A 25,883-nucleotide genomic window follows, 5' to 3' on the forward strand; every position below is an offset into this window, starting at 1 on the left:
TGCAGCGGCACCAGCGTGGATTGCTCGCAATCAGCTATTTGACAATCAGGCTGCGGGGCGTCGAGGTCAAGGACTCAAAACCGTTCTCGGTGACGGCGAAGGGTTGCGTGATGCAGACGCTCTTGTCGTCCAGCCAGAGGGCAGCCATCATGTGGAAGCACATACCTGGCTTAAGCACAGTATTGTCTCCCTTCCGCAAACTGGCCGTACGCTCAGCTGATGCGGGTGGATAGCCTATTCCTTGAGGATAGCCGAGCCTCGCCTCTTTTTCATATCCATGACGCGCGAGCGATTGGGCGTACGCTGCATGGACTTCCGAGCATGTACGACCGGGACGGACGCTTTCGAGGCCCGCATTTAGAGCTTCGACCGCAATCTCCGTGAATTTCTGGTAAGCGGGACTGGGCTTTCCGACGACAATTGTGCGAGCGAGATTGACTTGATAACGAAGACGAACTCCGTGAACTTCCATATAGACGGTTGTTGACGCCGGCAACGGATCGTCGGTCCAGGTCGGATGTGGCGCAAGGGCGCGTTCGCCCGCACCAAAGAACAGACAGGAGCTGTCATAGCCTCCTCCGAATTCTGGGGTACCCGCTATCTGCTGGTGATAAACGGCCGCCGCAATGTCGCATTCACGCACACCGGGCTCGATTGTATCGACGCCGCGTTTTATCATCGCATCGGCGATGCGGCCGGCTTGACGCATGCAAACAAGTTCGGCCGGACTCTTCACGATCCGGATCCAATTGACGAGCAGGTCGGCGTCTACGAACGTTGCAAGGGGCAGAGCCCGCACAAGATCTGCGTGTGCGCGCGCGGAATAATAATAGCCTCCCATCTCCACGCCAATTCGCGCCGCTTCGCCGTCGAGTTCTTTTACGATATCGGCCACAACGTCATATGCCGACAAACCAGCGTGCGAGTTTACATACTCGTCCGGATAGGTCCGGATATTCTCGGCTGCAAGATAAGTTCCCATCATTGCCTGCGGCCGTTCCATGAATCGCGCGATCCACACGGGTTCTTCGTGAGAGAGCGCTACGACCACCATTTGAGGCGTGTAGAACGATAGGCTATCATAGCCAGTTAGGTAATTTTGGTTGGGGGGCTCAGACAGAAGAAGAATGTCAATCCCCCTCTTGGCCATTTCTTTTTTTACCGCCGTCAAGCGTGCTGCGAATTCGGCTTGTTCAAATGGAAGTGGCTTTTGCATTCTGCTGTAGCTCCAGATGTTGATTGACTAGGTACGTGGTCGCATGCTCGCATGAGATCAGACCTAGCCATTAGGACAGAGTGTCGTTGTGAGGGGTTGCCGTCCAAGAGCTGTCCGCGGTAGTTGAGGCGACCACCTCGGCTATTTCCCGGCTGAGCCGCGCGCGAATTCATTCATCGCTTCTCTGTGGTCGAGCTTAGTGCATCGCCCCGCCGTTTTCCTGCTTGGAATAGCTGCCAGGCATATAATTCCTGCGCGGCAAATAGCTGTCTAATTAGTTGGCTGGTCAGTGGGCATCGTGACTATCGAGTTGTCGCCATCAAGGCAATGTTAAGAGGCAGTTCACGTCGAACTAGATCTCTTGGTTTGTGATGGAAGGGACCTGCCTCGCATCTTGCAACGATAGCGAGTAACTGCAGCTCTTTGAAGGGGTTGCGACCCGGCCCGGCGGTTAGGAGTTCGGAGTCAGCCAAAAGCGTATCAAGGCCACAGAGTGTCAAAGCTCGCCGATGGAACTGGTGCGACAAGCGGAGACTCACGTAAAGTTGGCCGCCGACCTCTTTCGGCCAGTCTCAAAATTGCAGGCGATCATGGGTGATGTAGATCTATCAAGCCATGCGTATGCCTGAAGACCGAGGCGAGAAGGTGAGCCTAGTGTGAAAAGCTCCGCGCCTTTGCTCCCGGATGGATCCGTAGGAAGCGCAACCGCGACTAGATGATTCCACGGAGTCTCAGTGTCTCGATGTCATCTTTCGGCACTCCCAACAGCTCGGAAAGAAGCTCCTCGGTATGTTGTCCAAGCACCGGGGGCGCCTGAGCCTCGGAAACTGGCGTAGCCGAAAACTTCATTGGAGAGCCTACGAGGCGAAGGTCGCCTCCGAAAGGATGAGCCACATTCACGCACATCTGACGGCGTCTGACCTGGGGATTGTCGAAGACCCGGTCCAATGTGTTGATCGGTCCGCAAGGGACGCGAGCGGCCTGCAGAACCGTTAGCCAGTGATCGGTCGAGTGTCTTGACGTCAGTGATCCGAGCTGTGGGATGAGGATGCCGCGGTTCTGCACGCGGGCCGCATTGGTCGCAAATCTTGGGTCCGCACACAGATCGGGTCGGCCGGCCACAGCGCAGAACCTGGCGAATTGCCCATCGTTGCCGACCGTAAGGACCATATGACCATCGGACGTCGGGAATGTCTCATATGGCGTGATGTTTGGATGGGCATTGCCGAGCCGGGTTGGTATTCTCCCAGACGTTAGATAGTTCTGAGCCTGGTTGGCCAAAGTTGCGACTTGAACGTCCATGAGCGATAGGTCGACATGCTGTCCATCACCGGTGCGTCGCCGATGTCCGAGCGCAGCAAGCATCGCGACAGTCGCGTACATTCCTGTGAACAAGTCCGTCACGGCGACTCCCGCCTTCACGGGACCACTTCCAGGCACTCCATCCGGAAGCCCCGTAACGCTCATGAGACCGCCCATAGCCTGAATCATGAAGTCGTAGCCGGCGTGATCCTTGTACGGGCCAGTCTGACCGAAACCGGTGATTGAGCAGTAGATCAAGCCGGGGTTCAGCTTGCGTAAATCTTCGTAGGCGAGTCCGTAGTTGGCCAGTCCCCCAGCCTTGTAGTTCTCGATCAGGAAGTCGGATTTCGTCGCCAACTTCTTCGCCAGCTCTTGCCCCGCCGGATCTTTCAGGTCGATGGTGACCGACTTTTTCCCGCGATTGCATGAAAGGAAGTACGCAGCTTCCGATGTTGGGCGGCCCGCGCCGTCTGTGAGGAAGGCTGGCCCCCAATCCCTGGTGTCATCTCCTACTGACGCTCAATCTTAATAACTTCCGCACCGAGATCGGCAAGTATCTGTCCGGCCCACGGCCCCGCAAGAACACGGCTCAGGTCCAGGACGCGAAGCCCGCTCAGGCACCCGCTCATTTGGGACTCCTAGTTGAAGGCCTGGATGCCAGTCTGCGCCCGCCCGAGGATGAGGGCATGGATGTCGTGCGTACCCTCGTAGGTGTTCACCGCTTCGAGGTTCATCACGTGTCTGATGACGTGGAATTCGTCGGAGATCCCGTTGCCGCCGTGCAGATCCCGAGCGAGCCGTGCAATATCGAGTGCCTTGCCACAATTGTTGCGCTTCACAAGGGAGATCATCTCGGGAGCTTCACGACCCTCGTCCATCAATCGGCCGACCCTTAAGGCCGTTTGCAGACCGAGCGCGATCTCGGTCATCATACTTGAGAGCTTGACCTGTACGATCTGATTAGCCGCGAGCGGCCGCCCAAATTGCTTGCGGTCCAGCGTATACCGACGCGCTGCGTGCCAACAGAACTCAGCAGCTCCCATCGCCCCCCATGAGATGCCATAGCGGGCGCGATTGAGGCAGCCGAACGGCCCCCTCAAGCCTTTGACGTTTGGTAGAACGTTATCTTCGCCTACGCGGACGCCTTCCATTACGATCTCTCCCGTAATGGATGCTCGCAGGCTGAACTTGCCTTCGATCTTGGGCGTGCTCAAACCGGCCATTCCTCTTTCGAGCACGAATCCTCGAATGAGGTCGTCATCCGTCTTGGCCCAGACGACGAACACGTCCGCTATGGGGGAGTTGGTGATCCACATCTTCGTGCCAATAAGCTCAAATCCGCCATTCACGGACCTCGCGCGCGTGATCATCGAACCCGGATCGGACCCGTGGTTCGGCTCGGTTAGACCGAAGCATCCAACCCATTCTCCCGACGCCAGCTTGGGCAAGTACTTGCGCCTCTGTTGCTCGGTCCCGTAGACGTATATTGGATGCATCACAAGGGACGATTGGACACTCATGGCAGATCTGTAGCCGCTGTCGACGCGCTCGACCTCGCGTGCAATCAGGCCGTAGGAGACATAGCCAAGGCCAGCTCCGCCATATTCCTCAGGGAGTGTGGCACCGAGAAATCCGAGCGCGCCCATTTCAGTCATGATCTCTCGATGAAAAGTCTCGCGCCGGTTGGCTTCGAGGATCCGGGGCATCAGGTTTTCCTGACAGTAGGAATGGGCCGTTTCGCGGACCGATCTTTCTTCCTCAGTGAGTTGCTGATCCAGAAGAAGCGGATCTTCCCAGTTGACGGTCTGCATGGGGTGCTCCGGAATCAGCGCGTGATGATGCTGAAACCGGACTATGCGCCTTCGTCTCAAACCGGAAGAATAGAATCTCGATGGTAGGCTTCTCGTTATGAGAAAGCTCGCTGGACTGGGGCCGAGCGGTATGGTCGAACTCCTGACCGCGCAAAGAGGCCGCTTTCGGCAGCACCAATTGGGTGGGGTGAAACCAATATTGTGGGTGCACTTAATGATTGCTCCGTATCGCTCCCGGTAAGAAGTCCTTGCCGAAGTATTAGCTGGATTGTTACCAGCTCTTGCGCGATCGGTACGTTTTGCAAACGGCGCAAATGTGCGTGTCACCCACCCTGAGAGTTCGTCCATGGACCTTCGTCAGCTCCGATATTTCGTTGGTATCGTGGAACACGGGTCTATTGCTAGGGCGGCTGATGAATTGCATGTTGCCCAATCGGCCATCAGTCTTCATCTGAACCGGCTTGAGAAGGAACTGGGCTGCAGTCTGGTTCACCGCACCCCCAGGGGCATCGTGCCGACAGAGAGCGGGGTTAGGCTTGCCAGCCGCGCCCGGTCGGTTCTGACCGATATAGGGACAATCTCAGAAGAGGTGCGAGGTATAGAAGCGGAACCGTCGGGCAGTGTGATCGTCGGAATGCCCACTTCGCTCGGCATCGCGTTGACGGTACCGCTTGCAATAACGATCCGCCGCCAGTACCCGCTCATCCGACTTCGTATCGCAGAAGGCTTGTCGGGTCATATGTCTCAATGGCTGCTGGCAGGCCAGCTCGATTTGGCGCTCGTGTTCGGCAGCAACATCATCTCGGGAATTTCGAAGGAGCTGCTCGCCAGAGAGCACTTGAACCTGGTGGGAGCTGAAGGCGCTGAGGCGGTGTCCTCGTGCAGCGAGATGCCTGTATCGGCACTGTTCGATTTACCCCTGATCCTCCCAGGCCGTCCGCACGGGCTGAGAGAGGAGGTTGAGCGGGCAGCATCCCGGCACGGCCACAGGCCCAATGTAGTCATGGAAATCGATTCTTTGGAGAACATAAAATCGTTGGTCGCTGAACGCATCGGATATACCGTGCTCTCTGCGCGAGTGGCCGAACACGGATCGATTTCCGCGCGCCTGAAGTGTCGTCCGATAGCGGAGCCACGCATCGAAAGGTCGATCTACCTGGCGCGCTCGTCCAAGACGCCCCGTTCCATGGCTGCGAGCAGCGTCACGATGGTGCTTTCGAGCCTGTTTGCCCAGTCGAACCGTTCACTGACGGACGACATCGGCGCGTGATCGTGTCGGCCACTTAATCACAGGGGAGATGGCGAGCCCGCTCAAGGCGGGAAGACATTGTGCCCGAGCCAGGCGAGCCTAGAGCGATGGACTGGCAACGATCGAGGTTCCACGGGCCTTGGATCCAGCTTCAGCGTGCTTTCGCCTGCGGCACGAAATCCTTGCCGACCGAGATCGCGCGCGGATCGATGATGCAGTGGAGGATCGCCGGCTTGCCCGAGGCCAGCGCCCGCTCGAACGCCGGCGCGAATTCTTCGGTGCGCTCGACGCGCTCGCCATGGCCGCCGAACGCCTTGGCATACATCGCGAAGTCGGGGTTCTTCAGCTGGGTGCCGACGACGCGCCCGGGATAGTCGCGCTCCTGGTGCATGCGGATGGTGCCGTATTGCGAATTGTCGACGACGATCACGATCAGCGGCGCGTCGTACTGCACAGCGGTCGCGAATTCCTGCCCGTTCATCAGGAAGCAGCCGTCGCCGGCAAAGGCGACGACGACGCGATCCGGATATTGACGCTTGGCCAGCACGCCCGCGGGCACGCCATAACCCATCGAGCCCGAGGTCGGCGCGAGCTGGGCGGCGAAGCTGTGGAAGCGGTGATGGCGATGGATCCAGCCGGCATAATTGCCGGCGCCGTTGCAGACGATCGCGTCCTTCGGCAGCCGATCGCGCAGCCAGGTCATGACCTGGCCGTACTGGAACGTGCCCGGCAGCTCGCGCGCCTTGCCGGTCCAGGCGAGGTAATCGGCGTGCGCCTTCGCCGCCTCGCCCTTCCAGGCCACCGCGCCTGACGGCTTCAGCGTCTCGACCGCGGCGGCGAACGCGGCCGGCGTCGCCTGGATCGCCAGCGCCGGCTGGTAGACGCGGCCGAGCTCTTCCGAGCCCGGATGCACATGGATCAGCTTCTGCTGCGGGGTCGGAATCTCGAGCAGCGTGTAGGACGAGGACGGCATCTCCGACATGCGGCCACCGATCAGCAGAACGACGTCGGCATTGTCGATGCGCGCCTTCAGGCCCGGGCTCGGCCCGATGCCGAGATCGCCGGCATAATGCGAATGGTCGGCATCGATCAGCGATGCCCGGCGGAACGAGGTCGCGACCGGAAGGTCGAACCGCTCGGCAAAGCGCGCGATGCTCTTGGTCGCTTCATCGGACCAGCGCGAGCCGCCGAGGATGACGAGCGGCGCCTTGGCGCTCGCGAGCATCGCGCCGACGCGCTCGAGATCTGATGGCGCCGGCCAGCTCACGGCCGGCTCGATGCGCATGGCATCGGCAACGGCGGCGGTTTCGGTCAGCATGTTCTCCGGCAGCGCGATCACGACGGGACCGGGGCGACCCTGCATCGCGACGCGGAAGGCGCGCGCGACCAGCTCGGGAATGCGGTCGGGCCGATCGATCTCGACCGTCCATTTCGCCATGGAGCCGAACACCGCCTTGTAGTCGAGCTCCTGGAACGCCTCGCGCTCGCGCATGCCGGTATCGACCTGGCCGACAAACAGGATCATCGGCGTCGAATCCTGCATCGCGATGTGGACGCCGTGGCTGGCATTGGTCGCGCCGGGGCCACGGGTGACGAAGCAGATTCCGGGCCGTCCCGTGAGCTTGCCATAGGCTTCCGCCATCATCGCCGCGCCGCCTTCGGCGCGGCAGATCACGACGTCGATCGGGCTGTCATGCAGCGCATCGAGCGCGGCCAGATAGCTCTCGCCCGGCACGCAGGTGACGCGCTCGACGCCTTGGGCAACGAGCTGGTCGATCAGGATCTGCCCGCCAGTGCGGGTATTACGAATCGTCATGACGGCTCTCCCCGTGGAAATATGTTCGAGCGCTTCGCGCAATTGTTGTCTGACGGAAGTAGCATGGAGAAGATGGACAAAATCGCACCCCCCTCGGCACAATGGAAGGCGACCTGTTGTTGGACGACAAGAAGATTGTATCGGCGTCGATCATCCAACTATGGTGCGCGCTCCGGCAAGTACCTTCATAAAGGTGAGAAGCGCGAATATGTGACAATCAGTATGAGACTAGGACAACTGACTTGTCGCAAGGGTGATTCGCTGGCATGCGTCCTCGAGCTGGCTAGCGGATGTGGCGTACGAGATCCGGAAATACGGCGCGAGCCCGAAAGCCGAACCCGGAACGACGGCAACACCAACGCTGCGCAGAAGATATTCCGCAAAATCGATATCGCTGTTGATGCATTCTCCATCCGGCGTCGTCGTTCCGATCAGTGCCGCACAGCCGGCAAAGGTATAGAACGCGCCCTGGGGCACCCGGCAGGTGATACCTTCGATCTTGTTTAAGGATCTAACGACCAAGTCGCGCCGCGCCTGGAAGGATCGGCACCGCTCCGTGACGATGTCCGCGGAACCATTAAGCGCCGCAATGGCGGCAGCTTGGCTGATTGACGAAGGACAGGAAGTTGATTGACTCTGAACAACGGCCATTGCCTGGATGAGGGCGCGTGGGCCGCCGGCGTAACCAATTCGCCAGCCTGTCATGGCATAGGCTTTGGAAACCCCGTTGATCGTGAGAGTCCGATTGCGTAGCGAAGGCTCGAGCGCGACGGGTGTGACGAAACGAAAATCGTCGTATACGATGTGCTCGTAAATATCGTCCACCATCAGCCATACATGCGGGTGCGCCAGCAACACGTCGAGAATGGGCCGGTAATCTGCCTCCGAATAGGCCGCGCCGGACGGATTGGACGGTGAATTGAAGATCACCCAGCGCGTACGCGGCGTGATCGCCCGCACGAGATCGTCCGCGGTCAGGCGGAAGCCATTCGCTTCTTGACATGGCACGAACACCGGCTTTCCGCCCATGATTAGCACGATGTCAGCATAACTCACCCAGTACGGGGTGGGGAGAATTACCTCGTCGCCAGGTTCGAGTGTAGCCATCATGGCGTTGAACAGGACCTGCTTAGCGCCGGCCGATACTGTGATCTCGTTCTGCGCGAACTCAAGGCCATTGTCCCGCTTGAACTTGGCACAGATCGCGGCCTTCAGCTCGGGCGTGCCGTCCAGCGCGGTATATTTTGTTGCGCCGTTATCCATCGCGCACTTCGCTGCGTCCTTGATATATTCCGGCGTGTCGAAATCAGGCTCTCCCGTGCCGAGAACGATAACATCTTTGCCGTTTCGCTTAAGATCGCTCGCAAGGGCTGTGATCCTCAGGATCTGCGACACTCCGATTGATGCAAGACGGCTCGCCAAGCGAAATTGGGGGTTTTGAACTAAAGCCTTCACGTTGTAATCCTTGATCAGAGAACATCAAAGTTGGCGTTCTGAGCGAGCGGCCAACTACGAGCGACAAATGGCCGCGCTCGCGGGCTGGCGCATATCCCCATTCCTTGCGCTGGATCGGGTCTTGTGTCTTTCAAGACTCTTGCTCAGGCAAAGGCGATTTGGGTCGCTCCGATTTGATTCAACGCTTGCTGCCGAAGCCCTCTCTGCCTGCGCATGGAACTCGACTTCGTCGTGGACACCGCACCAAGTACGGTTTCGAACTGCGCCCGGTTGGATTGCGCGGCGTAGTTCTTCTCGTTGTTGCCGAGATTGGACTGGAAGATGCCGGCTGCGCTGACGGGTAGGAAGTCCTCGTACACGATGAGCTGAAATTGCAGAAAAACTCCCTGACCAGTTCATAGACGGCTGCCGCCGCGCCCGGGCGGGTCGATGCCCGCCCGGCCGGAGTTGCCGAATAGCAAGAAGCCAAGCCCCTTGGAATGCAGTCCACCCCCCCAATCGTGCAGCAATGAACGAAAGCGCACCGAGAGCTCGACTCGTAGTTCGACGCGTTCAGACCCGCAGGGTCGTTTTGAACATTTCGGCGTACCGACGCGAGCAACTCATCATAGAACTTGCGTCCCTTTGCCGCCATCGCGCCGCCACGTTGCTTAATCTCGCCAAAAAGCGCAGTGCCTGCCGTAACCTTCTGAGTGCTTTGTCTGAAGACGATGCGCTCCTCGCGCGCCTTGAAGCTGTTCTTGCGCAACAGAACCGGACAGTTCCGACGCGGCGGTCCTTCAATGATTGCCTTGGGAGCGGTGCCGCATCCTGGCATGCCGGCTTGGAGGGCATCGATATCCAAAGTGCGCAGCGTCAGGTGATTGATGTGCGGGCCCTCGAAGCTGACAATGTCCGCGATCAGGCGAAGCGTGCTATGGAGCTTCCTATAAGTGGCAAAATAGACGGTTGGGTCACTGTGCCTACGAAAGGTCTCCAATGCCTCGCGCGCGAACTCTTGCGCTTCCGACAGCGTCAGCGCCCTTTCTGCCTCGAACACTCCAACTAGCTCGAGGACACGCCGCGTGAAGACCCGCCGAGCGGCCAGGATCGCCGCGGCCTCGGCGCGAAGGGCGAGGTCTTCGATCAAGTCGACCCGACGCAGGGGCGTGAAGACCCAGAAGGGATTTCGGCGGAGAGCATCTTCCGTGATCGGGCGAAAGGCGGTTGAGTGAACGGGGGCGCCGGCCACCGAAAGACCGTGATAGCCCACGGGGTCCATGCCCAGAACCGCGAAGAGACGACGAATGTCGTACAACTCTTGCGCAGTGCCGAGCCGGATGACGCCGTGACGCTCGACGCCAAGGACGTCAGCGACAAGCGCCAGGAGGGTCCCATATTGCGGAATCTCGGCGCGATACATGTCGGACATTGCGCGTGAGAACAGGTCGCGAATGTCATCAGGATGAGTTTGCCGCTCAGTCATCAAATCGCTCCGTGTTGGACTCTTCGGCATCCAACGACTTCCGCCAGGACCCATGCCGCTCTGGTATGTCCGACCAGAGATTATTGTTGTGTTTTCACTGCAATCAAACGATCTTTTGTCCTGAGATCATTCTCATGCGGAATGAACATGCATATGCCCCGCCGATTTCTGCCTTCGACCGCTCTGCTGGCCGCTTTTGAGGCCGCCGCCAGAACGAGCAGTATCACCTTGGCGGCCCGGGAGCTCAGCCTCACCCAGAGCGCGGTCAGCCGGCAGATCAAGCTCCTGGAGGGATTGCTCGAGGTCGAGCTCTTTGCACGCGAACGCCAGAGCATCCGATTGACCGCGGCCGGCGAAGCCTACGCTCGCGAAATCCGCGAAGCGCTACGGAAGATCAGCACAGCCTCCTTCAACGTTCGCGCCAATCCCGAGGGAGGGACCCTCAATCTTGCGATCCTGCCGACCTTTGGCACGCGTTGGCTGGCGCCGCGACTTCCCCTCTTCTTCGCGCAGCATCCGGGCATCACCATCAACCTTGCAACGCGCCTGACCTATTTTGATTTCAGGACGGACGCACTGGATGCGGCTATTCATTTTGGCCCGCGGGACTGGCCCGGCGCTGAGATGGCCTTGCTGCGCTCTGAAGAGGTCGTCCCCACCTGCAGCTCCAAGCTGAAGAACCAGTATGATTTTTGTGCAGCGGGCGACCTCAAGAAAGCCCCCCTGCTCGGCATCTCGACGCGGCCGGGCGCCTGGGACCAGTGGTTCTCGGCCCAGAACATCGTGGGCGGATCCGGACAGATGATGTATTTCGACCAGTTCGCGACCGCCGCCCAGGCCGCGATGGCCGGCGTCGGTGTTGCTCTGCTACCGATCTTCCTCATTCAGGATGAGCTAGCGAATGGCAAGCTTGTTCGCGCTCTCGACCTGCCAATTGAAAGCGCTGAGCGCTATTACCTTGTATGGCCAACTGAGCGATCGAGCCATCCCCCCCTTATCGCATTCCGGGACTGGGTGCTCGCGGAAAGCGCTGCAGACCGATGAATAGCTTTGCGTTCAATGGCTACGATGTGAGCCAAGAGATGCAGAAGCTGAAAGTGAACTCGCACGCTTCCCATACTTCGATCCTGAGCCGACTATGGCCTGCTAAAGGATCGGGTGCGTAAGTGCGCGATACTTCGATGATGGCGGAGCACTCATGCGCGATTCCGGCCACCTCACATCTGGCTGCTAATCCTGAGGATGCCTGAAAGAACCTGGACAGAGACCCAAAGCTAACCGACCATATCGCCGCGTTCATGATGGTGACGCTCCTGTCCATTTCCGGAATTCGCAGGTGACCCACGACTCGCTCAAATTGCTGCCTTGCCATTTTCGAACACAGGACCGCTATAGATTGTCCTGTTCACAATTCACCAAGCCCATCATGTTTCGATTAGTAAGAAGACATTGGAGCGCTCAGATCGGCATCGAAAAGGGCCCAGCGACCGTTCGTCGCGGGAGAGACATTATGGCGAACGAATTCGGAGGATTGTGGGAGACGAGCTCCTCTTAGACAGGAGGCGACAGGTTGATCAGGTTGAGCGGCTCGATGGCGGGCATTGGTCAGAATCAGTCGACGGCTGCGATCGACCTACGAGTTCAAGAAATCGAGGAGGTAGCGGACCGTAAGCTCAGTCGTTGGAATGATGAGGTCGTCCGACGCTCCAAATGTCGGCGTGTGAACATGTGACTCGTTGCCGGGCGCGCGACTGCCAAACCAGAAATAGATCGACGGCACGCATGCCGAGTAGAAGCCGAAATCGTCACTGCCCGCGATCTCTTTCCTATCATTGAAGGCGTCGCGACCAACACTCTCGTGAACGAGTTGTCGGAATCGCTTGACCATGTCGGAATCATTGATCACGGGAGGCTCGCCGGTCCGGATGACACAGTCGGCCTGGCCGCGGTGCATGGCAGCGACTCCGTCAGCTACTTCGCGCAGACGTTGCGAGAGCAGCGCACGGCGGTCCGGGCTGCGGGTCCGAATAGTGCCCTTCATGACAACGGAGGGGCAGATGATGTTGGCGGCGGTCCCACCATGTATAGTGCCCACCGTAATGACCGCGCCGTCGTCGGCAGGCATTTCGCGCGAAACCACCTTCTGTACCTCATTGACAAAGGCGGCAGCGATGGAGATCGCGTCGATGCCCTTATGTGGTGCGGCACCATGGGCCATTTTGCCAGAGATGGTGACGGTGAACTGGTCGGCAGATTTGCTTACCGCACCTTCACGGGCACCGAATTTGCCAGCCGGAATTTCCGGACTGACGTGAAAGCCGACGGCTCGGTCGAAGCCTTCGAGCAGCCTTTCGTCTGCCACGGTTTGACCACCGAGAGGCTCAGCCTCTTCGGCTGGCTGGAAGAAGACGCGTACCCTACCCGCGAAGTTGTCCCGCATTCGGTGGAATGCGAGCGCGGTGCCGAGCGCGATCGAGCCGTGCATGTCGTGGCCGCATGCATGCATGACCCCATTGATCTGGGATTGATAGGGCAGATCGTCTCGCGCCTCCTTGATTGGCAACGCATCGATGTCGCCGCGCACCGCAATCGATCGCTTTGGACCCGAGGCAGTGCCCTCGATGTCGACATAGAGGCCTGTATTGTGGAAGACCTTGATGCCCCTGAGGCCGAAGCGCTCCAGCACGCTGCGTATCCGTTCTTGCGTCTTCCATTCCGCATTGGAAAGCTCAGGCTCGCGATGCATGGCATGACGCAGCTCGATCACCGCGTCGCGCTCGGCATCGGATAGGAACGTGTTGCTGCGGCTGTTCATTCGGCTTGACTCCACCACGCCCTTCGACCAGGGCCCGTTTCAGCCGAAGATTACATTGGCTTAAGGAGGAAGATCGGCCAACTGCCTGCCAAGGGCGCATTTGTGAGGCGATTTCTCATCTCTGACGCAGAAGTCCATCGTGGAAATCAGCCATGGCTCGATCCCATCCAATTGATGCGAACAGCTCACCTTCAGCCAAGCGCGATACTGCCGCAAACGTCCGTTACGTCTTTTGGCTCACCGGCCGTAGCGAATGAAGCTAGTGATTGCGGTTGGCAACAGACGACAGCGCGGCCCCTGCTCGACCCCAGAGGTCTTCGCGACCATGACCAGGATTGAGCAGCGTCCCCCTCACCGGCCTTGCCCGTGGACGGTAGTGCCTGAGCCAGCGACGACTGGTTTGCGTCCTTGGCAGCCAGCAGGAGCCCCCTCAACTCGTGGCCAAGCCTAGGAACCACTAAGAGAGCCGTCGGCCTTTCGCGCGATGGCCCCGGATGCCTCGCGCCCGGATTGGCCTGTCGCTCTCCGCTCTTCACTCGGAGGCGCGCAGGCGGTCGCGCTAGATCGACTTGGGAGCTGCCATGTTGCGCCCGCTCATCAATAGCCTCGCATTGGTAACCGCGTCGAACACCGGCAGCTTCGTCTGCTCGCGAACCTGCCGAGCCGCTATTGGAAATCCCGCGCATTCGAAGAGGATGGCCTCGATGTCGTCGTATCGCTTGCGCATCGCCGCGATAGCGGACAGCACATCCTTTGTTAGCTGCTCAACCGTGTAATTGTTTTCAGGCTCTGACATCACCCTCCATGTCTCTGAGTTTTCAATCCCAGCGACGGCTACGCGCTCGCTCGACCTGACGCCGGCAAGTTTAAGCAGATCGGGGGTCAATGGCCTCGAATCGAACGTCAAGATGCCTATGCGCCCTTTGATGGTCGCAATGAGATACGGCAGGAGCAATAGGGAAGACATCGACACTGGCACCGACAGAGCCGCGGTCATTGCCCTCTGGAATTTGAGCGTAAATCCACAATTGCTGGTAATCGCGATTGCGCCCTCACGCACCAAATCCTTTGCCGTGCTTATGTACGCCGCCTCCAATTTGCTATCTTCACCGCCAAAGACGACATTCTTGGTCCAAGCGCCAAGAACAGGTCGGGAAATGGTTGGAAATGGAAAAGTGGCAGGATGGCTGAGCGACCCGTACATGGTCTGCGGAGTATTCTGTAACTGCAATATGCCGAGTGCACCGCCGCTCTGGGTCATGTCCGATCTTCCTCCCGTGAAAACAACGAGCTCATTGCCGTTTGGCGGAATATATGTATCGGCATCGCCGCCGATGGGTCGTCCCCATGAGATCTCGCCACATTGGGAGATCAAGAATGGCTGCCATCTTATAAAATACACGGCTCTAGAGCTGGAATTTAACTGATGTGGCGCTACACAGCAGGAATCCTGCGTCTTGGCGGCAAGGAACGACGTTTCGCGCTGCTGGCGTCTGGCCGGCGGTTAAGCGACAGAGATGACATAAGAAATTAGGTCGGAACTGTGTTCGATGACGCGATGAGCGAGCGCTTAGCCCGGATCAGGCACGCAGAAGATCGAAATGGGACTCGGCGTGTGTTTCCCGTTACAATGGGAGCAAGGTGTTTACCGCCGTCTTCCGAAAGCGAGATCGTTCGCAAAGCCCGACACAGCTGGACGCGCCCGGCGCGCCGTTGAGGAATGCGAATACTATGAAAGAGCCATACAGATCGCTTTTGGAGAGTCTATGCCCTACAGCTGATACGGCCGCCGTCTGCTCTCTGATCCGACAGACGTCGGCAGTCCATCGGAGGTCAATTGGACTAGGAGCGCCTTAGAATTTCGTTCCTTCTTGGCGTGGCCGGCGCACACGGACATCCATCGCATGTGCATTTTGGATCGATCGAGCTGACGTGTAACGGCGGTGATCGATGAGCGCGCGCGACGCGATGCTGAGTTGCGGTATTCGACTGGTGCGGCGACCAACTGGCCACAATGTGCAGCATGAACTCAAGACGACAGCACCGCGAGCAATAATCTCTCGCTGTGTGGGCTTCTGTCGCATCGAAGCGAAAACTCGGGCCTAACGGGGGCGCACCAGTCGCTCAGCGTGCAACTCGCAAATTGACACTAAGTAGACGGAGCGACTTGGCGTCCGAAAGACCCGCATAGACCACTAGACAAGCTCGAAAAGCTTTCGTGACACATTCGTCAAGACTTCGACGCCGGACTCAGTTACCCGCACGCACTCGCTGATCACGTAGCCGAAGTCCTCCGCGATAGCCCAGTTGCCAAGGTGCACATGGAACGTCATGTTCGGTTTCAGAACCGTCTTGTCGCCAACCTTGATGCTGGCGGTCTGCTCCTGCCAATCGATCCCAATAGGATAACCAAACCGGGACTCTTTCTTGACCCCGAACTTCTCGACCGCGCGATCGGCTGCCTCGGCGACCTCACCACAGGTGCGTCCTGCGCAGATTGTGGCAAGCGCAGCTTCCAGCCCGGCGGCCTGAGCTTCATGTACGCGGCGTAATCGGTCGGAAGGTTGGCCGATGGAGAACGTCCGACTGATCGGGGCAGTATAGCCATGGCGCACACCGGCGATTTCTAGATTGATCTGGGAGCCCGGGCGGAAGACATCATCGCTCCACGTGATGTGGCTCGTTCCCGTTCGTGGCGAGGAGCATAAATAGGGAGTTGCGATCCAGGTCCCGGGCTTGCCGTTTGCGCCGCGCGCCAACGTCGACACAATTTCTGCGATCGCATCAGCTTCCCGCACTCCCGCACGAAAGATCTCCGCCGCGCGCGCGACACCGGCGTCGGTAATGGCGGCCGCCTCTTTCAGGACAGATATCTCGAGTTCCGATTTAACCATTCGGATCCAGTTCACGGCGCTGGTGCAATCCACGAGTGTCGCGTCGAGCAGGCGCGTGTTGAATTTCTCTACCGCAGGTGCCGACAGTACACCCCTCTCGAATCCCACAGGGCGGTTAGCCAGGCCAGCCTCGCGCAAGAAATCGATGATCGCGTCGTAGCCGTCTTTGACCGGGTTGCCGACTAGCGACTCTGGATAACCGATGACCTTGTCCTGCTCCAGGAACGTCTGATGAAGCGCGGCGGGCGCGTCCATTTCCCGCATCAAGAACGTCGGCTCCTCCTGGTCCATCGAAACAACAAGGGCCTGGGGGACATACCCCGACCGAGCCGTATAGCCCGTGAGATAGGTTTGATTTGAGCTGTTGCTGACGACGAGCGCCTCGACGTTTCGCCGCGCCATCTCCGATTTCACCGCGGCAAGCCGGCGCATGTACTCGGTGCGAGGGAAGGCCTGCGGTGCTTTGCAGATCGTCATTGTCTTAGCTCCATTGAGATGCGTTGTGTCGAGATTGGAGGGCGGCAGAAGGGCTTCGAATGCGCAATTGAAGAGTCAGCTTCGCAGGACCGCCAAAGACCAGACCACTGGGTCGGCTCGGCAGGTGACTGTATCGTCTCATGCCACCATTATTATCGCCCCCGAATGCCCGATTTCGCTAATGTAGCGGGATTGATGGACGAAACCCTGCGCCTGCTTGGCAGAACGTGTGCCATTCGTGCGGAAATTAAGTCGAACAAGCCATTGCGGCTTCAGAAATGAACGCGCTCGCACGATGTATCCCTTGCCATACCAGCCGCTGCGAGCGAGGAACGGTAAGCTCTTTCCCGCAGTCGAAGCGAACGTCGGCCTGCAGTCGCGTTCTCCCAAAGTGACAGCGCGAAGGTGGCTGCCCCAGTGCAAACGTCCGGTGGATTGCCGGGCGATCTCCAGCGCGGATCACGCCAGCCATAGCTGTCCGGGCTTGACCTGGAGCCACCGAGATAAAGCGCCGACCGAGGTCGGCGCCCAGCAGCTTTGGCGTGATAATGTTTTGCTCCTATTCCGGCCGCAGAGTCCTCGCTCCGATCACAGAGGCCGGTGTATTGCTGGAAGAATGACGTAAACCTTCCTAACCGGCTCAGTAACATTCCACTCGCCATTCGTGTTCGGATGAAAATATATCGAGTCGCCGGCTTCGAGAGAGATTGTCGGGCCGTCGTCAGGTGTAAACGTGCAACGCCCTGATATGAAAGTGGAGAATTCCGCTTCCGCGACCTGACGGCGCCATCTTCCAGGTGAACATTCCCAAACGCCGGCGCTGGTCGCGTCCGTCGAGGACTTGAAGGCGACCTTGCTGCGCATGACGGAGATCGGCTCACCGATCGGGCGAGAAACCGGGCTGATACTGTCGAGTTCGTCTGTAGTCAGCTGGACAGACGCTTTGAGGACAAGCGGAGTCATGATCTGTTCCTGTTATTTTGTGCAATATCAGTTTCGCCTCGAAGGCACGTAGCCGACGGGAGCAAGGTTTGCGATCGCAAGCGTAAGGGGGTCGGGACTTCTGGCCCGATCTTCCAAACCTTCCTTACGGCGCAAGGCTTCGCGCACAACGATTGAGCCGGCATAACGAAAAGGCTCAATCGGGAATCTCTCGACATTCTCGCGCACCAGTCCGCAGTTGGACCATTGGTTCGCTTCGTCAAGAGCGAGTGACGCCAGTATCTTTCCTCCAAGAACGCTTGGCGCGACACCCTGACCGGAAAAGCCGATGCCGAACACTATGCCCGGGTGATTGTCTAAGCGGCCGAAGAACGGGAGACCGTTTACAGATCTGTCGATTGGACCGGTCCATGATGATTCGATCTCCATGTCACCGAGCGCCGGGTAAAGCTTGCGGAAGCTTTCTTCAACTTCGGCGGCTCTGGGTGAGGCCCCGTCGTAGTGATCATCGACCCGGCCGGCGAATGCGAAACGCCCAAGCGATTTGCCGAAGACGACACGGCCATCCGGTGTATTCCGGTAATAATTCAGGAACATCCGGGAATCACAGATCGCGACGCCTTTTCGAAAGCCGATCTCGTTTAGCTTTTCTGGTCTGGCCGTCGTTGCGATCATGTCGCTAGACACGATGGCGACCTTACGTCGCAGATAGGTGAACTGGGCTCCCCAGGCGTTCATGGCCAGAACGACGGCCTTGCTCGTGACCGAACCTTTAGGCGTTATCACCTTGGGCGTTCTGGTCCGCTCTAGACGGATCATAGGCGAGTGCTCGTAGATCGCCACACCCAGCTTTTGGGCGTGGTCTCGCAAACCGAGCGCAAGAATGGCCGGCTGAACCGTGGCAGCGTTCGGTTCGAACACCCCAGCCAGGTTGCGGTCAGTCCCCCCCAAGCGGGCAACATCTGCACCGTCGAGGGCCTGAAAGGGCCGAACATTGTGCTTGTCCAACTCGTCGAGGAGGATATTCCAGCAGCCGATTTGCGGCGCCGAAGTCGCGGTCCATAGCCACCCATCCGCCCGAAACTCCGCGCCGATGCCATTCTCCCGGCAAAAGGCGCCGATCTCCAGCACCGCCTCCGCCGAAGCTTTGGCTATCCTGGCCGCTTCTTCAGTACCGCATAGCTTGTGCAACGAGAGATATTTGGCCCAGTAGCTCGTGACGAATCCGCCGTTGCGGCCGCTTGCGCCCGACCCGCACACATCTCTCTCAACGACGGCGACGTTGAGAGAGGGCGAGCTTTCCTTGATACGGATTGCTGTCCATAAGCCCAAATAACCACCGCCCACGATCGTCACATCGGCCGTGACGTGCATCGACAATGATTGCACTCGTGGCTTTCCGAGACGATCGAACGCTTGTTTCAGCCAGAAATTATCCATTCCACGCCTGCAGCTTTCATCTTTGCGCCAATACTACTGCATGCTCTCGGGTGGTTTTCTCCGATCCTGCGACAGTCAATGCAGAAATTAACCACCTTTTTCCTGGACGACGAAGATTTCAATCACCAAGATGGCGAACGACACCGAGAATCGTACTTTGGTTAATGAACGATCGCACAACCAAATGTCGCGGCCTATTCATGTTGGCTCTGCTGGCACGGCAGCTTCTGAGCGCTTCCGGCGCGATATGCAGAGCCTTAGCAACCCGCGCCATGTGTTTGCGCGCGTGCCGAAAGCGATGCCGTGGGTGACGAGGGCGGTCGCTATTGGAGCGGATCGCTTGGAGCCGCAATACCGTGCACGAGGCGCCTTGCATTAGTAGACAGCAATATAGATAGCAGCAAGGCGAACGGCAGCCAGGAAGCTCCGCGATGCCCCTTCGAAGGTGGCTGCCAGCTTAGAAGTGCTCGTGTTGCGCTTGTCCGGCCAAAACCGGCTTCGGCGTTTGCTTTCTGCCGACCTCACGCAGAATTGCAGTCTGCGGGACGCCCACATTAGCGAAAACCTGCTTAGGGAATGCGATAATAGTTGCAGGAAAGACGAAGCCCTTCATTTCTGGTGGAAATCACGCAATGACATCGCAGATCCCGCGCTCGCTCGGAGTCCTGCTTCTCGAACGAGGGCTGCCGCCCGGGGCCCCGCCCCCACCAGCGGTGCCTGGCTCAATGCGGGATTCGGGCCTGCTCAACTTTCCCATCATCTCGGAAATTGTCCCGGGAGCTTGGGTCGAGAACGTCGTCCGGGGCGATCCAGCGTTGGAACCAGCCTACATCGCAGCCGCCCGCCGCTTGGTCGACCGAGGAGCCGTTGCAATCAGTTCGGATTGTGGCTTCTCTATCCGGCATCAGGAGGCGGTGGCCGCATCGGTAAATGTGCCCGTCGCGATGTCCAGCCTGCTCCTATTGCCGGCCTTGCTTCGCCAGCTGCCGAAGTCTGCCAAGATTGCCGTCGCGACCTACGACTCGACCCATTGCAGTGAGGATCTGCTTGGAGTGAATGACGAGACTGAGCGAGCACGAATTGTGATCGGCGGCATTGAAGGCGGCAAGTACTGGCATGACGGCCTCAAGCGCCCATTGCCACCGGCCGACGTGGCTGCTGTTGAGGCGGATGTCACCGCCTGCGTTGCGCGCCTGCGCGCGGCCCATCAAGGGATCGCGGCTATACTGTTCGAATGCACAGCCTTCCCGCTGGTCGCACCGGCAATCCGACGCACGACCAACTTGCCCGTCTACGATATCACGACCCTCTGCCGGTTGACGGTAGCGTCCGTCGCCTGAGGGCGTGATTATATTCGTGGAAAGGCTTCAGGCAGATCTAGGCATAAGGTGTCGGGCCGAATTGCAGCCTCACCCTTCGTCTTCAAGGGCTGAGTCATCGCCTACGTTTCCTCGCGTTCGTAAGGGGATGATCGTCGCTACGGCGTCCCGCATCATGCGCGCCCATCGCCATTAGCCCACCTCAATGAAGGCCCGGTACGGCTGCTGGGTCAATCTGTCGTTTCATAACCTATATGGACGTACTGACTATGCAGCGACGTTACCCCGATCATATTGAATCGGCGTAACACCGTCACTCCATTGAGCAGCCCGCCGATTTAACTTCTCACTATCTTGTTGATCCGTTCGATCCGAGCGCTTCGCGTTTCATTGAGCTTTTCCCAATCAATGGTCTTTTTCAACTTGTTGCGCTCGGCTGAGTTGAACAGAAGATCATTGCTAAGATTATCCGGCAACTTGACGTCGGTGGTTACGCCATACCGAAGCGCCTCAGGTAGTCCGAGCATGCCCTGGTCCGAGAGCAACTGCTCGGCGAACGCATATGCGGCTTCCGGATACTTCACCCCCTTGATGATATTGAAGTAGCTTGTCGTCGCGTAAACGCCTTTGGGGGGGACAACTGTCACGATTGGAACGCCCTTGGTGCGCAACTCGTGGGCGCGGCCGTCCCAGAAGATTCCCGCATACGCCTCTTCTCCTTGGAACATCTGTACCTCGGCCACATTCGACTGTGCGAGCGCGACGATGTTGGGCTTCGCAGCCGCAAGTATCTTGAATGCCGGCTCCAAGTCCGAGATCGAGCCACCATTTTCTTCCGCTATGCCCAGTATATAAAGACTGCTGGCGATTGTGTCTGCCGTTGGAATGACGGCACGACCGGCGAGATCAGGCCGGGCGATGTCTGAGTACGACGTGAGTGGCTGCTTGATGTATTTTGAGTTGTAGACCGGAACGACAGACGCGACGCTATACGGCACACCATATTCGCCAAATTCGCGGAATCCAGGAAGAATCCGCTTGATGTTTGCGACCTCCGTCACCTCGATTTCTTCAATGATGTTGGCCTTAAGTAGCTCCACCATATAGGAGCTGTCGGCCTGAAATAGATCGTACGGTGGATTGTTCTTGTTCGCGATCAGCTTAACGAGATCCGACGCTGTCATCCCGGCGTTGAATTGAACCTTTAGGCCGTATTTCTCCTCCAACGGTGCGACTACGCTCTTCTTGAGGGCGTCGTCGTAAAGACCGCCGTATCCGTTCACACGCAGCGTGATACCAGCGAACTTCCTGGATTGAGCGTGCACGTAGGGTGAGGCCAGAGCACTGGCCGCCGCCGCTGTCGCGACTTTCAAGAAAGTCCTCCTCTTCATTCCGGTCTCCTTTCGTTTATCCCATCAGCGAAGAATCACGATTTCGAGCCTCTCGCTCGCAACAGAATCACGCCACGCGTTAGAACTCCGTCGGTCGCAGAAAGCGGACGATGGCAGCAGTTATTCTCGCGACCATCCTTGGCTCAATGCTTCGCAAACAGCTTTCGTTCAAAGTTCGTCACGGTCTCGCAGCCGTTCTTTGTCACTAGAACGGTTTCGCTGAGCCCATAATTTGGATCGCCTTTGTTCGTACCGTCTCCGGTCCACATTCCGCATAGGAGGTGGAAGCACATGCCTTCCCGGAGTTCATCTTCCTTTCCTGGCTCTAAACTCGCCGTATATTCGCGCCAAGTCGGCGTATAATTCAGACCAAGAGTGTACCCAATTCGGGAGTGCTTCTTAAAGCCACTCGGTGATAACACGGCTTGCCACGCAGCCCAAACATCGTGACACGTTACTCCCGGCTTCATCGCCGCCATCGCAGCCGCATGACCTTCCTGCACGGTGTTGGCCAGGCGGACCAGGCGGTCGCTCGGTTTGCCGAGGCTAATGGTACGAGCCAGCGTGGCATTGTACCTGAGGTAGCACCCTGACAATTCCAGGACTGTAATGCTGCCGTCTGGAATGACGTCTGTTGTCCAGGGAGCATGGCTTATACCCGCATGCGTTCCGGTCTGAATGAACGGAATCATACACGGGTAACTAGCGCCAAAGTCAGCGTCACCTTCGATCTGCGCTTGAACAATCCGCGCAGCATAATCATTTTCGCGAATTCCTGGCCGAAGCGAATCGACCGCAACCCGCATGACTTTGTCGACAATCTTGCCAGCCCTGCGCATGAACTCGATCTCACTGGGAGTCTTGATCGTTCTCAGCCAATTGATCAAAACCCCGACGTCTACCAGATCGGCCTCGGGCAGACCCTTCTGAAGAGTGAAGAATCCACGCAGACTGAAAAAGAACGTATCCCCCTCATACCCGATCCGCCCGGTGTTCCAGCCGCGACGATTGATCTCGTCCGCGACCGCTTCCATCGCGTGATTCGGACTATTGTCCGCATAGGACTCGGCATAACCGACAATGTTGTCAGCTGAGAGCCAACTTGTGTTGTGCGCAGCTGCAACATCGAGACTGCGGCCGATCCAGACGGGCTCCAGCTCACTGCTCGGCACGAGCAGCGCTTGGGTATTTTGATAACTCCAAGCGTCGTATCCAGAGAGGTAGTTGAGATTCGCTGGATTCACCACCACCAGCAGAGAGAGACCCTTGTCATTCATTTGCCGACGCAAGCGTGTCAGCCGCTGTTCATACTCCACCTTGGGAAACGCGGATGCCATTCTTTCAATTCCTTTCTGCTCGTTCACACCGAGCCATCTCTCGACGCGAAAAGAGTGCACTAGCCTCGCTGAGACGCTCTCTATAAATCCGATCAGCGGGACGATTCCTGGCGTGCTTGGGCACTTGAGCATCACGATCACGAACCACGCCCGCTGATTCGCGGCTCCCGAACAGGTCGGCAGTTAGGTACCTCGTCGCGCGTCTCCATCGTCATCACAGCCGTCGCGTGCAGGTCCCGAAGCGAGATGGAGGCAGAGCCAGGCTTGACGGTACCATAGCCACCGCGATGGTCATGAGCCCATGAGTTCCAAGAGAGAAGCGATTCGCACGATAGATGCCGACCGCACCCTGTCCGCGCAAAGACGCGAGCTGGACAGTAAGTGTTTTCTAGCGCCGACCGTCCATGGATTATGCTCTCAATCAGGAGATCGAATGCGTCTCGAGGTAAGATCGCGCCCTGCCCAGGCTTTGGCAGCATGCCCCAGGAAGCCTCCCGCTCGAGATGGAGGATTCCAGCTGAGCAAGGATGTTGCGCCATCATATCTCGAACCATAGCTGAGATTAATGTCGCTTTCTCCGCTTTTGACGACCCTAGCGCCTAAAATACGCGCCAGATGGAAACACTCTGGAGATTTTATGCCAAGATGAGTCGTCATTGACGTTGGAGAAATGAGGCGGATGCCGGCCGGTCATTCAGGGCACCTCGATCTCGGAGCTCAAGGACAGAAGCCAGATCTAAGGCGCTGACCGTTTTGGCTCTCGGCATGATGTCGCTGATCTCATTTCTGGTTCGCGCCGATCGGCGCGCGCCCGCGCCGGGACATCCATGATCGGCGGTGAGCTCCCTGGAGCCGTGCGCACCGGGCTCGGCGGCCGCGGCTCTTCGAACAAACGTCGCCGCGCACTGATATCGATTACTCCGGGCCCGGAGCCGTCGCTCGCAACAGGGGGGCCACGGGCCGACGCAAAGGCAATCGAGTATGACCAGCCAACAACTGCTATACGTTTCCGCGAGCACATCCACGCGCGGAAGAACATCCCTGACAGCTCCAAAACGCAGCGTCCCTGCGAATATGTCATCCGGATAGGTGTATTCGCTACATCATCAAAGCTATGATTGTTGGCTAGTTTGAGTTGGTTGACTCAGATCGGAAGCGCCGCCGATGAATGTGAATACTATCCAGAGCGAGCGTCCTGAATTATCCAGAGTCTTTGAGCATATCGATGCGAACCGAGATCAGTTCGTCAACCGCTTGCTTGACTATCTGAGACACCCTAGCATCAGCGCGCAGAACATCGGCATGGGTGAGGTCGCCGAACTCCTTGTGAGCATGCTGACCCGGTTGGGGCTCCAAGCACAGATCATCCCGACGTCAGGCTACCCGGTGGTGATGGGGCGTTGGGAACGCGCACCTGGAGCGCCGACGATCCTGCTGTATGGTCATTATGACGTCCAGCCGCCGGACCCGTTGGGAGCCTGGATTAGTCCACCATTCGAACCAACGGTCCGCGATGGGCGCGTGTACGCGCGCGGCGCCGGTGACAACAAGGGCCAACACTTCGCTCAGCTCCTAGCCCTCGAGTCCCATCTGGCGGTCCATGGCCGCTTGCCATGCAACGTCCTGATCGTGCTGGAGGGAGAAGAGGAGACCGGAAGTCCCCACATCGCGGAATTCGTGCGCACGCACCGCGACCTACTTAGGACTGACTTAGTCGTAACAGCCGACGGCCCGCTGCACGAGTCGGGTCGGCCGATCATTACATACGGGGTCCGTGGCATAGCCGCATTTGAACTACGCGCTCGCGCTGCGAACCGCGATGTTCATTCAGGCAATTTTGGTGGGATCGTCCCAAATCCTATCTGGACGCTGGTGCAGTTACTGGCGACAATGAAGAATGCAGATGGGGAGATTACAATCAACGGGTTTCATGACGATGTCATGGTACCAACAGAGATTGAGCGCGCTGCTGCAGCGCAGTTGCCTCAAAATACTGAAGAGATCAAGCGGGACCTCGCACTTGCGGGGCTCGACTATCCAGCAGACAGGCCGCTTGCAGACAGACTCATGTTCTGTCCAACCATGACGATCAACGGACTCCACGGAGGCTATGGCGGACCTGGGTCGAAGACGATTGTACCACACGAGGCGTTCGTTAAATGCGATGCCCGTCTGGTCGAGCGACAAGATCCAGATGACATCCTACGCAAGATAGAGGCCCATGTAGGAAGACATGCTCCGGACGTCGAGTTCGTTCGCGTCGAGTCGACGCCGCCATCGAGAACGCCGCTTGATGCGCCGTTTTCGAGTGTTGTTCAATCAGCCGTGCGAACTGCGCATGGCATAGAGCCCCTCATTTATCCCTCTCTCGGAGCGACCCTGCCGGACTACGTATTCACGAAGATCCTGGGTGTCCCATCGTTCGTCGTGCCCTATGCCAATGCCGATGAAGCCAATCATGCACCGAACGAGAACATCAAAATTGACTGCTTTCTAAGGGGAATACGTACTGGAGCGGCTCTCTTGGACGCGGTGGGCGGAGTTATCCATTCAAGCTGAAAAGCCCCGTCGCGCACGGAACGGGTCCAAACCCGATCAGGCCACTACTAAGTTCCAACCGCGGGATTCTCTTGAACTAAGGAGTCTAGCTGGCGTACTCAACGGATGGCATCCCTCCTGTGTTTTGCAGGAGATGGCGAAGAAGCAATACTGTCCTGAACGTGTGGCGGGAGCCGCTTCTCTAAGTTCTCAATTCTGTCGACGAAATAACCGAGGAACGCTCAGCGGGCCACGTCGGAAACTTCAGCTCTGATTGCCTCCCGAGCTCACCGCGACCGGCCGAGACAAATTGGATACGCGATGAGTTGCCCAACTGAACGGCGAGGCGCACGTAAGATGGTAACCTGGATCGCCTACTGCAACACTGCAACCGTCGGCGACCGCACTTATCACAG

General features: G+C 58.2%; 17 protein-coding genes and 1 pseudogene. 4 read left to right on the forward strand and 14 right to left on the reverse strand.

The features are described 5' to 3' along the window. Positions 1-34: 34 nt before the first annotated feature. The 4 genes and pseudogenes from AAFG16_RS40250 to AAFG16_RS40265 all read right to left on the reverse strand — a co-directional run bounded on the left by AAFG16_RS40250 (position 35) and on the right by AAFG16_RS40265 (position 4,329). Complete coding sequence (locus tag AAFG16_RS40250; RefSeq protein WP_342734313.1) at positions 35-1,216, reverse strand: Xaa-Pro peptidase family protein; 1,182 nt, start codon at positions 1,214-1,216, stop codon at positions 35-37. Positions 1,217-1,927: 711 nt separating this feature from the next. Continuing rightward, positions 1,928-2,971, reverse strand: a pseudogene (locus AAFG16_RS40255) (CaiB/BaiF CoA-transferase family protein); the annotation flags it as partial. Between the two features lie 56 nt (positions 2,972-3,027). After that, positions 3,028-3,147 (reverse strand): CoA transferase, encoded by a 120-nt coding sequence (locus tag AAFG16_RS40260; RefSeq protein ID WP_342734315.1) that lies wholly within the window; start codon positions 3,145-3,147, stop codon positions 3,028-3,030. Positions 3,148-3,156: 9 nt separating this feature from the next. Next, on the reverse strand, positions 3,157-4,329 hold the full coding sequence (locus tag AAFG16_RS40265) for an acyl-CoA dehydrogenase (protein ID WP_271609272.1): 1,173 nt from the start codon (positions 4,327-4,329) through the stop codon (positions 3,157-3,159). A 346-nt stretch (positions 4,330-4,675) separates the two neighbouring features. Between AAFG16_RS40265 and AAFG16_RS40270 the strand changes: the two genes are divergently transcribed. Next, positions 4,676-5,599 carry a LysR family transcriptional regulator gene (locus AAFG16_RS40270; RefSeq protein ID WP_342734319.1) on the forward strand — a complete coding sequence of 308 codons (924 nt, stop codon included), beginning with the start codon at positions 4,676-4,678 and terminating at the stop codon, positions 5,597-5,599. A gap of 130 nt (positions 5,600-5,729) precedes the next feature. Here the strand turns inward: AAFG16_RS40270 and AAFG16_RS40275 are convergent, their stop codons facing one another. From AAFG16_RS40275 to AAFG16_RS40285, 3 genes are all read right to left on the reverse strand, one after another. Next, the gene (locus tag AAFG16_RS40275; protein WP_342734321.1) at positions 5,730-7,394 is read right to left on the reverse strand and encodes a thiamine pyrophosphate-binding protein; all 1,665 of its coding nucleotides are present in this window, start codon (positions 7,392-7,394) and stop codon (positions 5,730-5,732) included. A gap of 228 nt (positions 7,395-7,622) precedes the next feature. Further along, on the reverse strand, positions 7,623-8,849 hold the full coding sequence (locus AAFG16_RS40280; protein WP_342734323.1) for a pyridoxal phosphate-dependent aminotransferase: 1,227 nt from the start codon (positions 8,847-8,849) through the stop codon (positions 7,623-7,625). Between the two features lie 178 nt (positions 8,850-9,027). After that, positions 9,028-10,314: a VOC family protein gene (locus tag AAFG16_RS40285; protein ID WP_342734325.1), complete on the reverse strand. Its 1,287-nt coding sequence runs from the start codon at positions 10,312-10,314 to the stop codon at positions 9,028-9,030. A gap of 147 nt (positions 10,315-10,461) precedes the next feature. Between AAFG16_RS40285 and AAFG16_RS40290 the strand changes: the two genes are divergently transcribed. Beyond that, entirely contained in the window at positions 10,462-11,358 is an 897-nt protein-coding gene (locus AAFG16_RS40290) for a LysR substrate-binding domain-containing protein (RefSeq protein WP_342734327.1), read from the forward strand. Positions 11,359-11,947: 589 nt separating this feature from the next. On the opposite strand, the gene AAFG16_RS40295 is transcribed toward AAFG16_RS40290, so the two are convergent. From AAFG16_RS40295 to AAFG16_RS40315, 5 genes are all read right to left on the reverse strand, one after another. Continuing rightward, positions 11,948-13,129 carry a M20 family metallopeptidase gene (locus tag AAFG16_RS40295; RefSeq protein ID WP_271609276.1) on the reverse strand — a complete coding sequence of 394 codons (1,182 nt, stop codon included), beginning with the start codon at positions 13,127-13,129 and terminating at the stop codon, positions 11,948-11,950. Between the two features lie 559 nt (positions 13,130-13,688). After that, entirely contained in the window at positions 13,689-14,390 is a 702-nt protein-coding gene (locus tag AAFG16_RS40300) for an aspartate/glutamate racemase family protein (RefSeq protein ID WP_342734330.1), read from the reverse strand. A gap of 934 nt (positions 14,391-15,324) precedes the next feature. Beyond that, on the reverse strand, positions 15,325-16,500 hold the full coding sequence (locus tag AAFG16_RS40305) for a Xaa-Pro peptidase family protein (RefSeq protein WP_271609278.1): 1,176 nt from the start codon (positions 16,498-16,500) through the stop codon (positions 15,325-15,327). Positions 16,501-17,088: 588 nt separating this feature from the next. After that, positions 17,089-17,463, reverse strand: coding sequence for a cupin domain-containing protein (locus AAFG16_RS40310; protein WP_342734333.1), 375 nt, complete (start codon positions 17,461-17,463; stop codon positions 17,089-17,091). A 27-nt stretch (positions 17,464-17,490) separates the two neighbouring features. Then, a complete protein-coding gene (locus AAFG16_RS40315; protein WP_342734335.1) occupies positions 17,491-18,882 on the reverse strand; it encodes an FAD-dependent oxidoreductase in 1,392 nt (463 codons plus the stop codon). 632 nt (positions 18,883-19,514) lie between these two features. On the opposite strand from AAFG16_RS40315, the gene AAFG16_RS40320 reads away from it, so the two are divergent. After that, positions 19,515-20,222 carry a hypothetical protein gene (locus AAFG16_RS40320; protein WP_342734337.1) on the forward strand — a complete coding sequence of 236 codons (708 nt, stop codon included), beginning with the start codon at positions 19,515-19,517 and terminating at the stop codon, positions 20,220-20,222. A 317-nt stretch (positions 20,223-20,539) separates the two neighbouring features. Here AAFG16_RS40320 and AAFG16_RS40325 read toward each other — a convergent pair whose 3' ends face one another. Both AAFG16_RS40325 and AAFG16_RS40330 read right to left on the reverse strand, forming a co-directional pair. After that, entirely contained in the window at positions 20,540-21,574 is a 1,035-nt protein-coding gene (locus AAFG16_RS40325) for an extracellular solute-binding protein (RefSeq protein WP_342734339.1), read from the reverse strand. 161 nt (positions 21,575-21,735) lie between these two features. Further along, the gene (locus AAFG16_RS40330) at positions 21,736-22,956 is read right to left on the reverse strand and encodes a Xaa-Pro peptidase family protein (RefSeq protein WP_342734341.1); all 1,221 of its coding nucleotides are present in this window, start codon (positions 22,954-22,956) and stop codon (positions 21,736-21,738) included. 1,137 nt (positions 22,957-24,093) lie between these two features. On the opposite strand from AAFG16_RS40330, the gene AAFG16_RS40335 reads away from it, so the two are divergent. Next, positions 24,094-25,488: a M20/M25/M40 family metallo-hydrolase gene (locus AAFG16_RS40335; RefSeq protein WP_342734343.1), complete on the forward strand. Its 1,395-nt coding sequence runs from the start codon at positions 24,094-24,096 to the stop codon at positions 25,486-25,488. Positions 25,489-25,883: the final 395 nt, after the last annotated feature.

It is taken from the genome of Bradyrhizobium sp. B117 (assembly GCF_038969555.1).
In the GTDB taxonomy this organism is placed as follows: domain Bacteria; phylum Pseudomonadota; class Alphaproteobacteria; order Rhizobiales; family Xanthobacteraceae; genus Bradyrhizobium.

What these genes read in the sequence shown, in the direction of transcription:
- AAFG16_RS40250 (WP_342734313.1), bottom strand. Translation starts at nt 1,216, where the DNA reads ATGCAAAAGCCACTTCCATTTGAACAAGCCGAATTCGCAGCACGCTTG.
- AAFG16_RS40260 (WP_342734315.1), bottom strand. Translation starts at nt 3,147, where the DNA reads ATGAGCGGGTGCCTGAGCGGGCTTCGCGTCCTGGACCTGAGCCGTGTT.
- AAFG16_RS40265 (WP_271609272.1), bottom strand. Translation starts at nt 4,329, where the DNA reads ATGCAGACCGTCAACTGGGAAGATCCGCTTCTTCTGGATCAGCAACTC.
- AAFG16_RS40270 (WP_342734319.1), top strand. Translation starts at nt 4,676, where the DNA reads ATGGACCTTCGTCAGCTCCGATATTTCGTTGGTATCGTGGAACACGGG.
- AAFG16_RS40275 (WP_342734321.1), bottom strand. Translation starts at nt 7,394, where the DNA reads ATGACGATTCGTAATACCCGCACTGGCGGGCAGATCCTGATCGACCAG.
- AAFG16_RS40285 (WP_342734325.1), bottom strand. Translation starts at nt 10,314, where the DNA reads ATGACTGAGCGGCAAACTCATCCTGATGACATTCGCGACCTGTTCTCA.
- AAFG16_RS40290 (WP_342734327.1), top strand. Translation starts at nt 10,462, where the DNA reads ATGCATATGCCCCGCCGATTTCTGCCTTCGACCGCTCTGCTGGCCGCT.
- AAFG16_RS40295 (WP_271609276.1), bottom strand. Translation starts at nt 13,129, where the DNA reads ATGAACAGCCGCAGCAACACGTTCCTATCCGATGCCGAGCGCGACGCG.
- AAFG16_RS40300 (WP_342734330.1), bottom strand. Translation starts at nt 14,390, where the DNA reads ATGACCCAGAGCGGCGGTGCACTCGGCATATTGCAGTTACAGAATACT.
- AAFG16_RS40305 (WP_271609278.1), bottom strand. Translation starts at nt 16,500, where the DNA reads ATGACGATCTGCAAAGCACCGCAGGCCTTCCCTCGCACCGAGTACATG.
- AAFG16_RS40310 (WP_342734333.1), bottom strand. Translation starts at nt 17,463, where the DNA reads ATGACTCCGCTTGTCCTCAAAGCGTCTGTCCAGCTGACTACAGACGAA.
- AAFG16_RS40315 (WP_342734335.1), bottom strand. Translation starts at nt 18,882, where the DNA reads ATGGATAATTTCTGGCTGAAACAAGCGTTCGATCGTCTCGGAAAGCCA.
- AAFG16_RS40320 (WP_342734337.1), top strand. Translation starts at nt 19,515, where the DNA reads ATGACATCGCAGATCCCGCGCTCGCTCGGAGTCCTGCTTCTCGAACGA.
- AAFG16_RS40335 (WP_342734343.1), top strand. Translation starts at nt 24,094, where the DNA reads ATGAATGTGAATACTATCCAGAGCGAGCGTCCTGAATTATCCAGAGTC.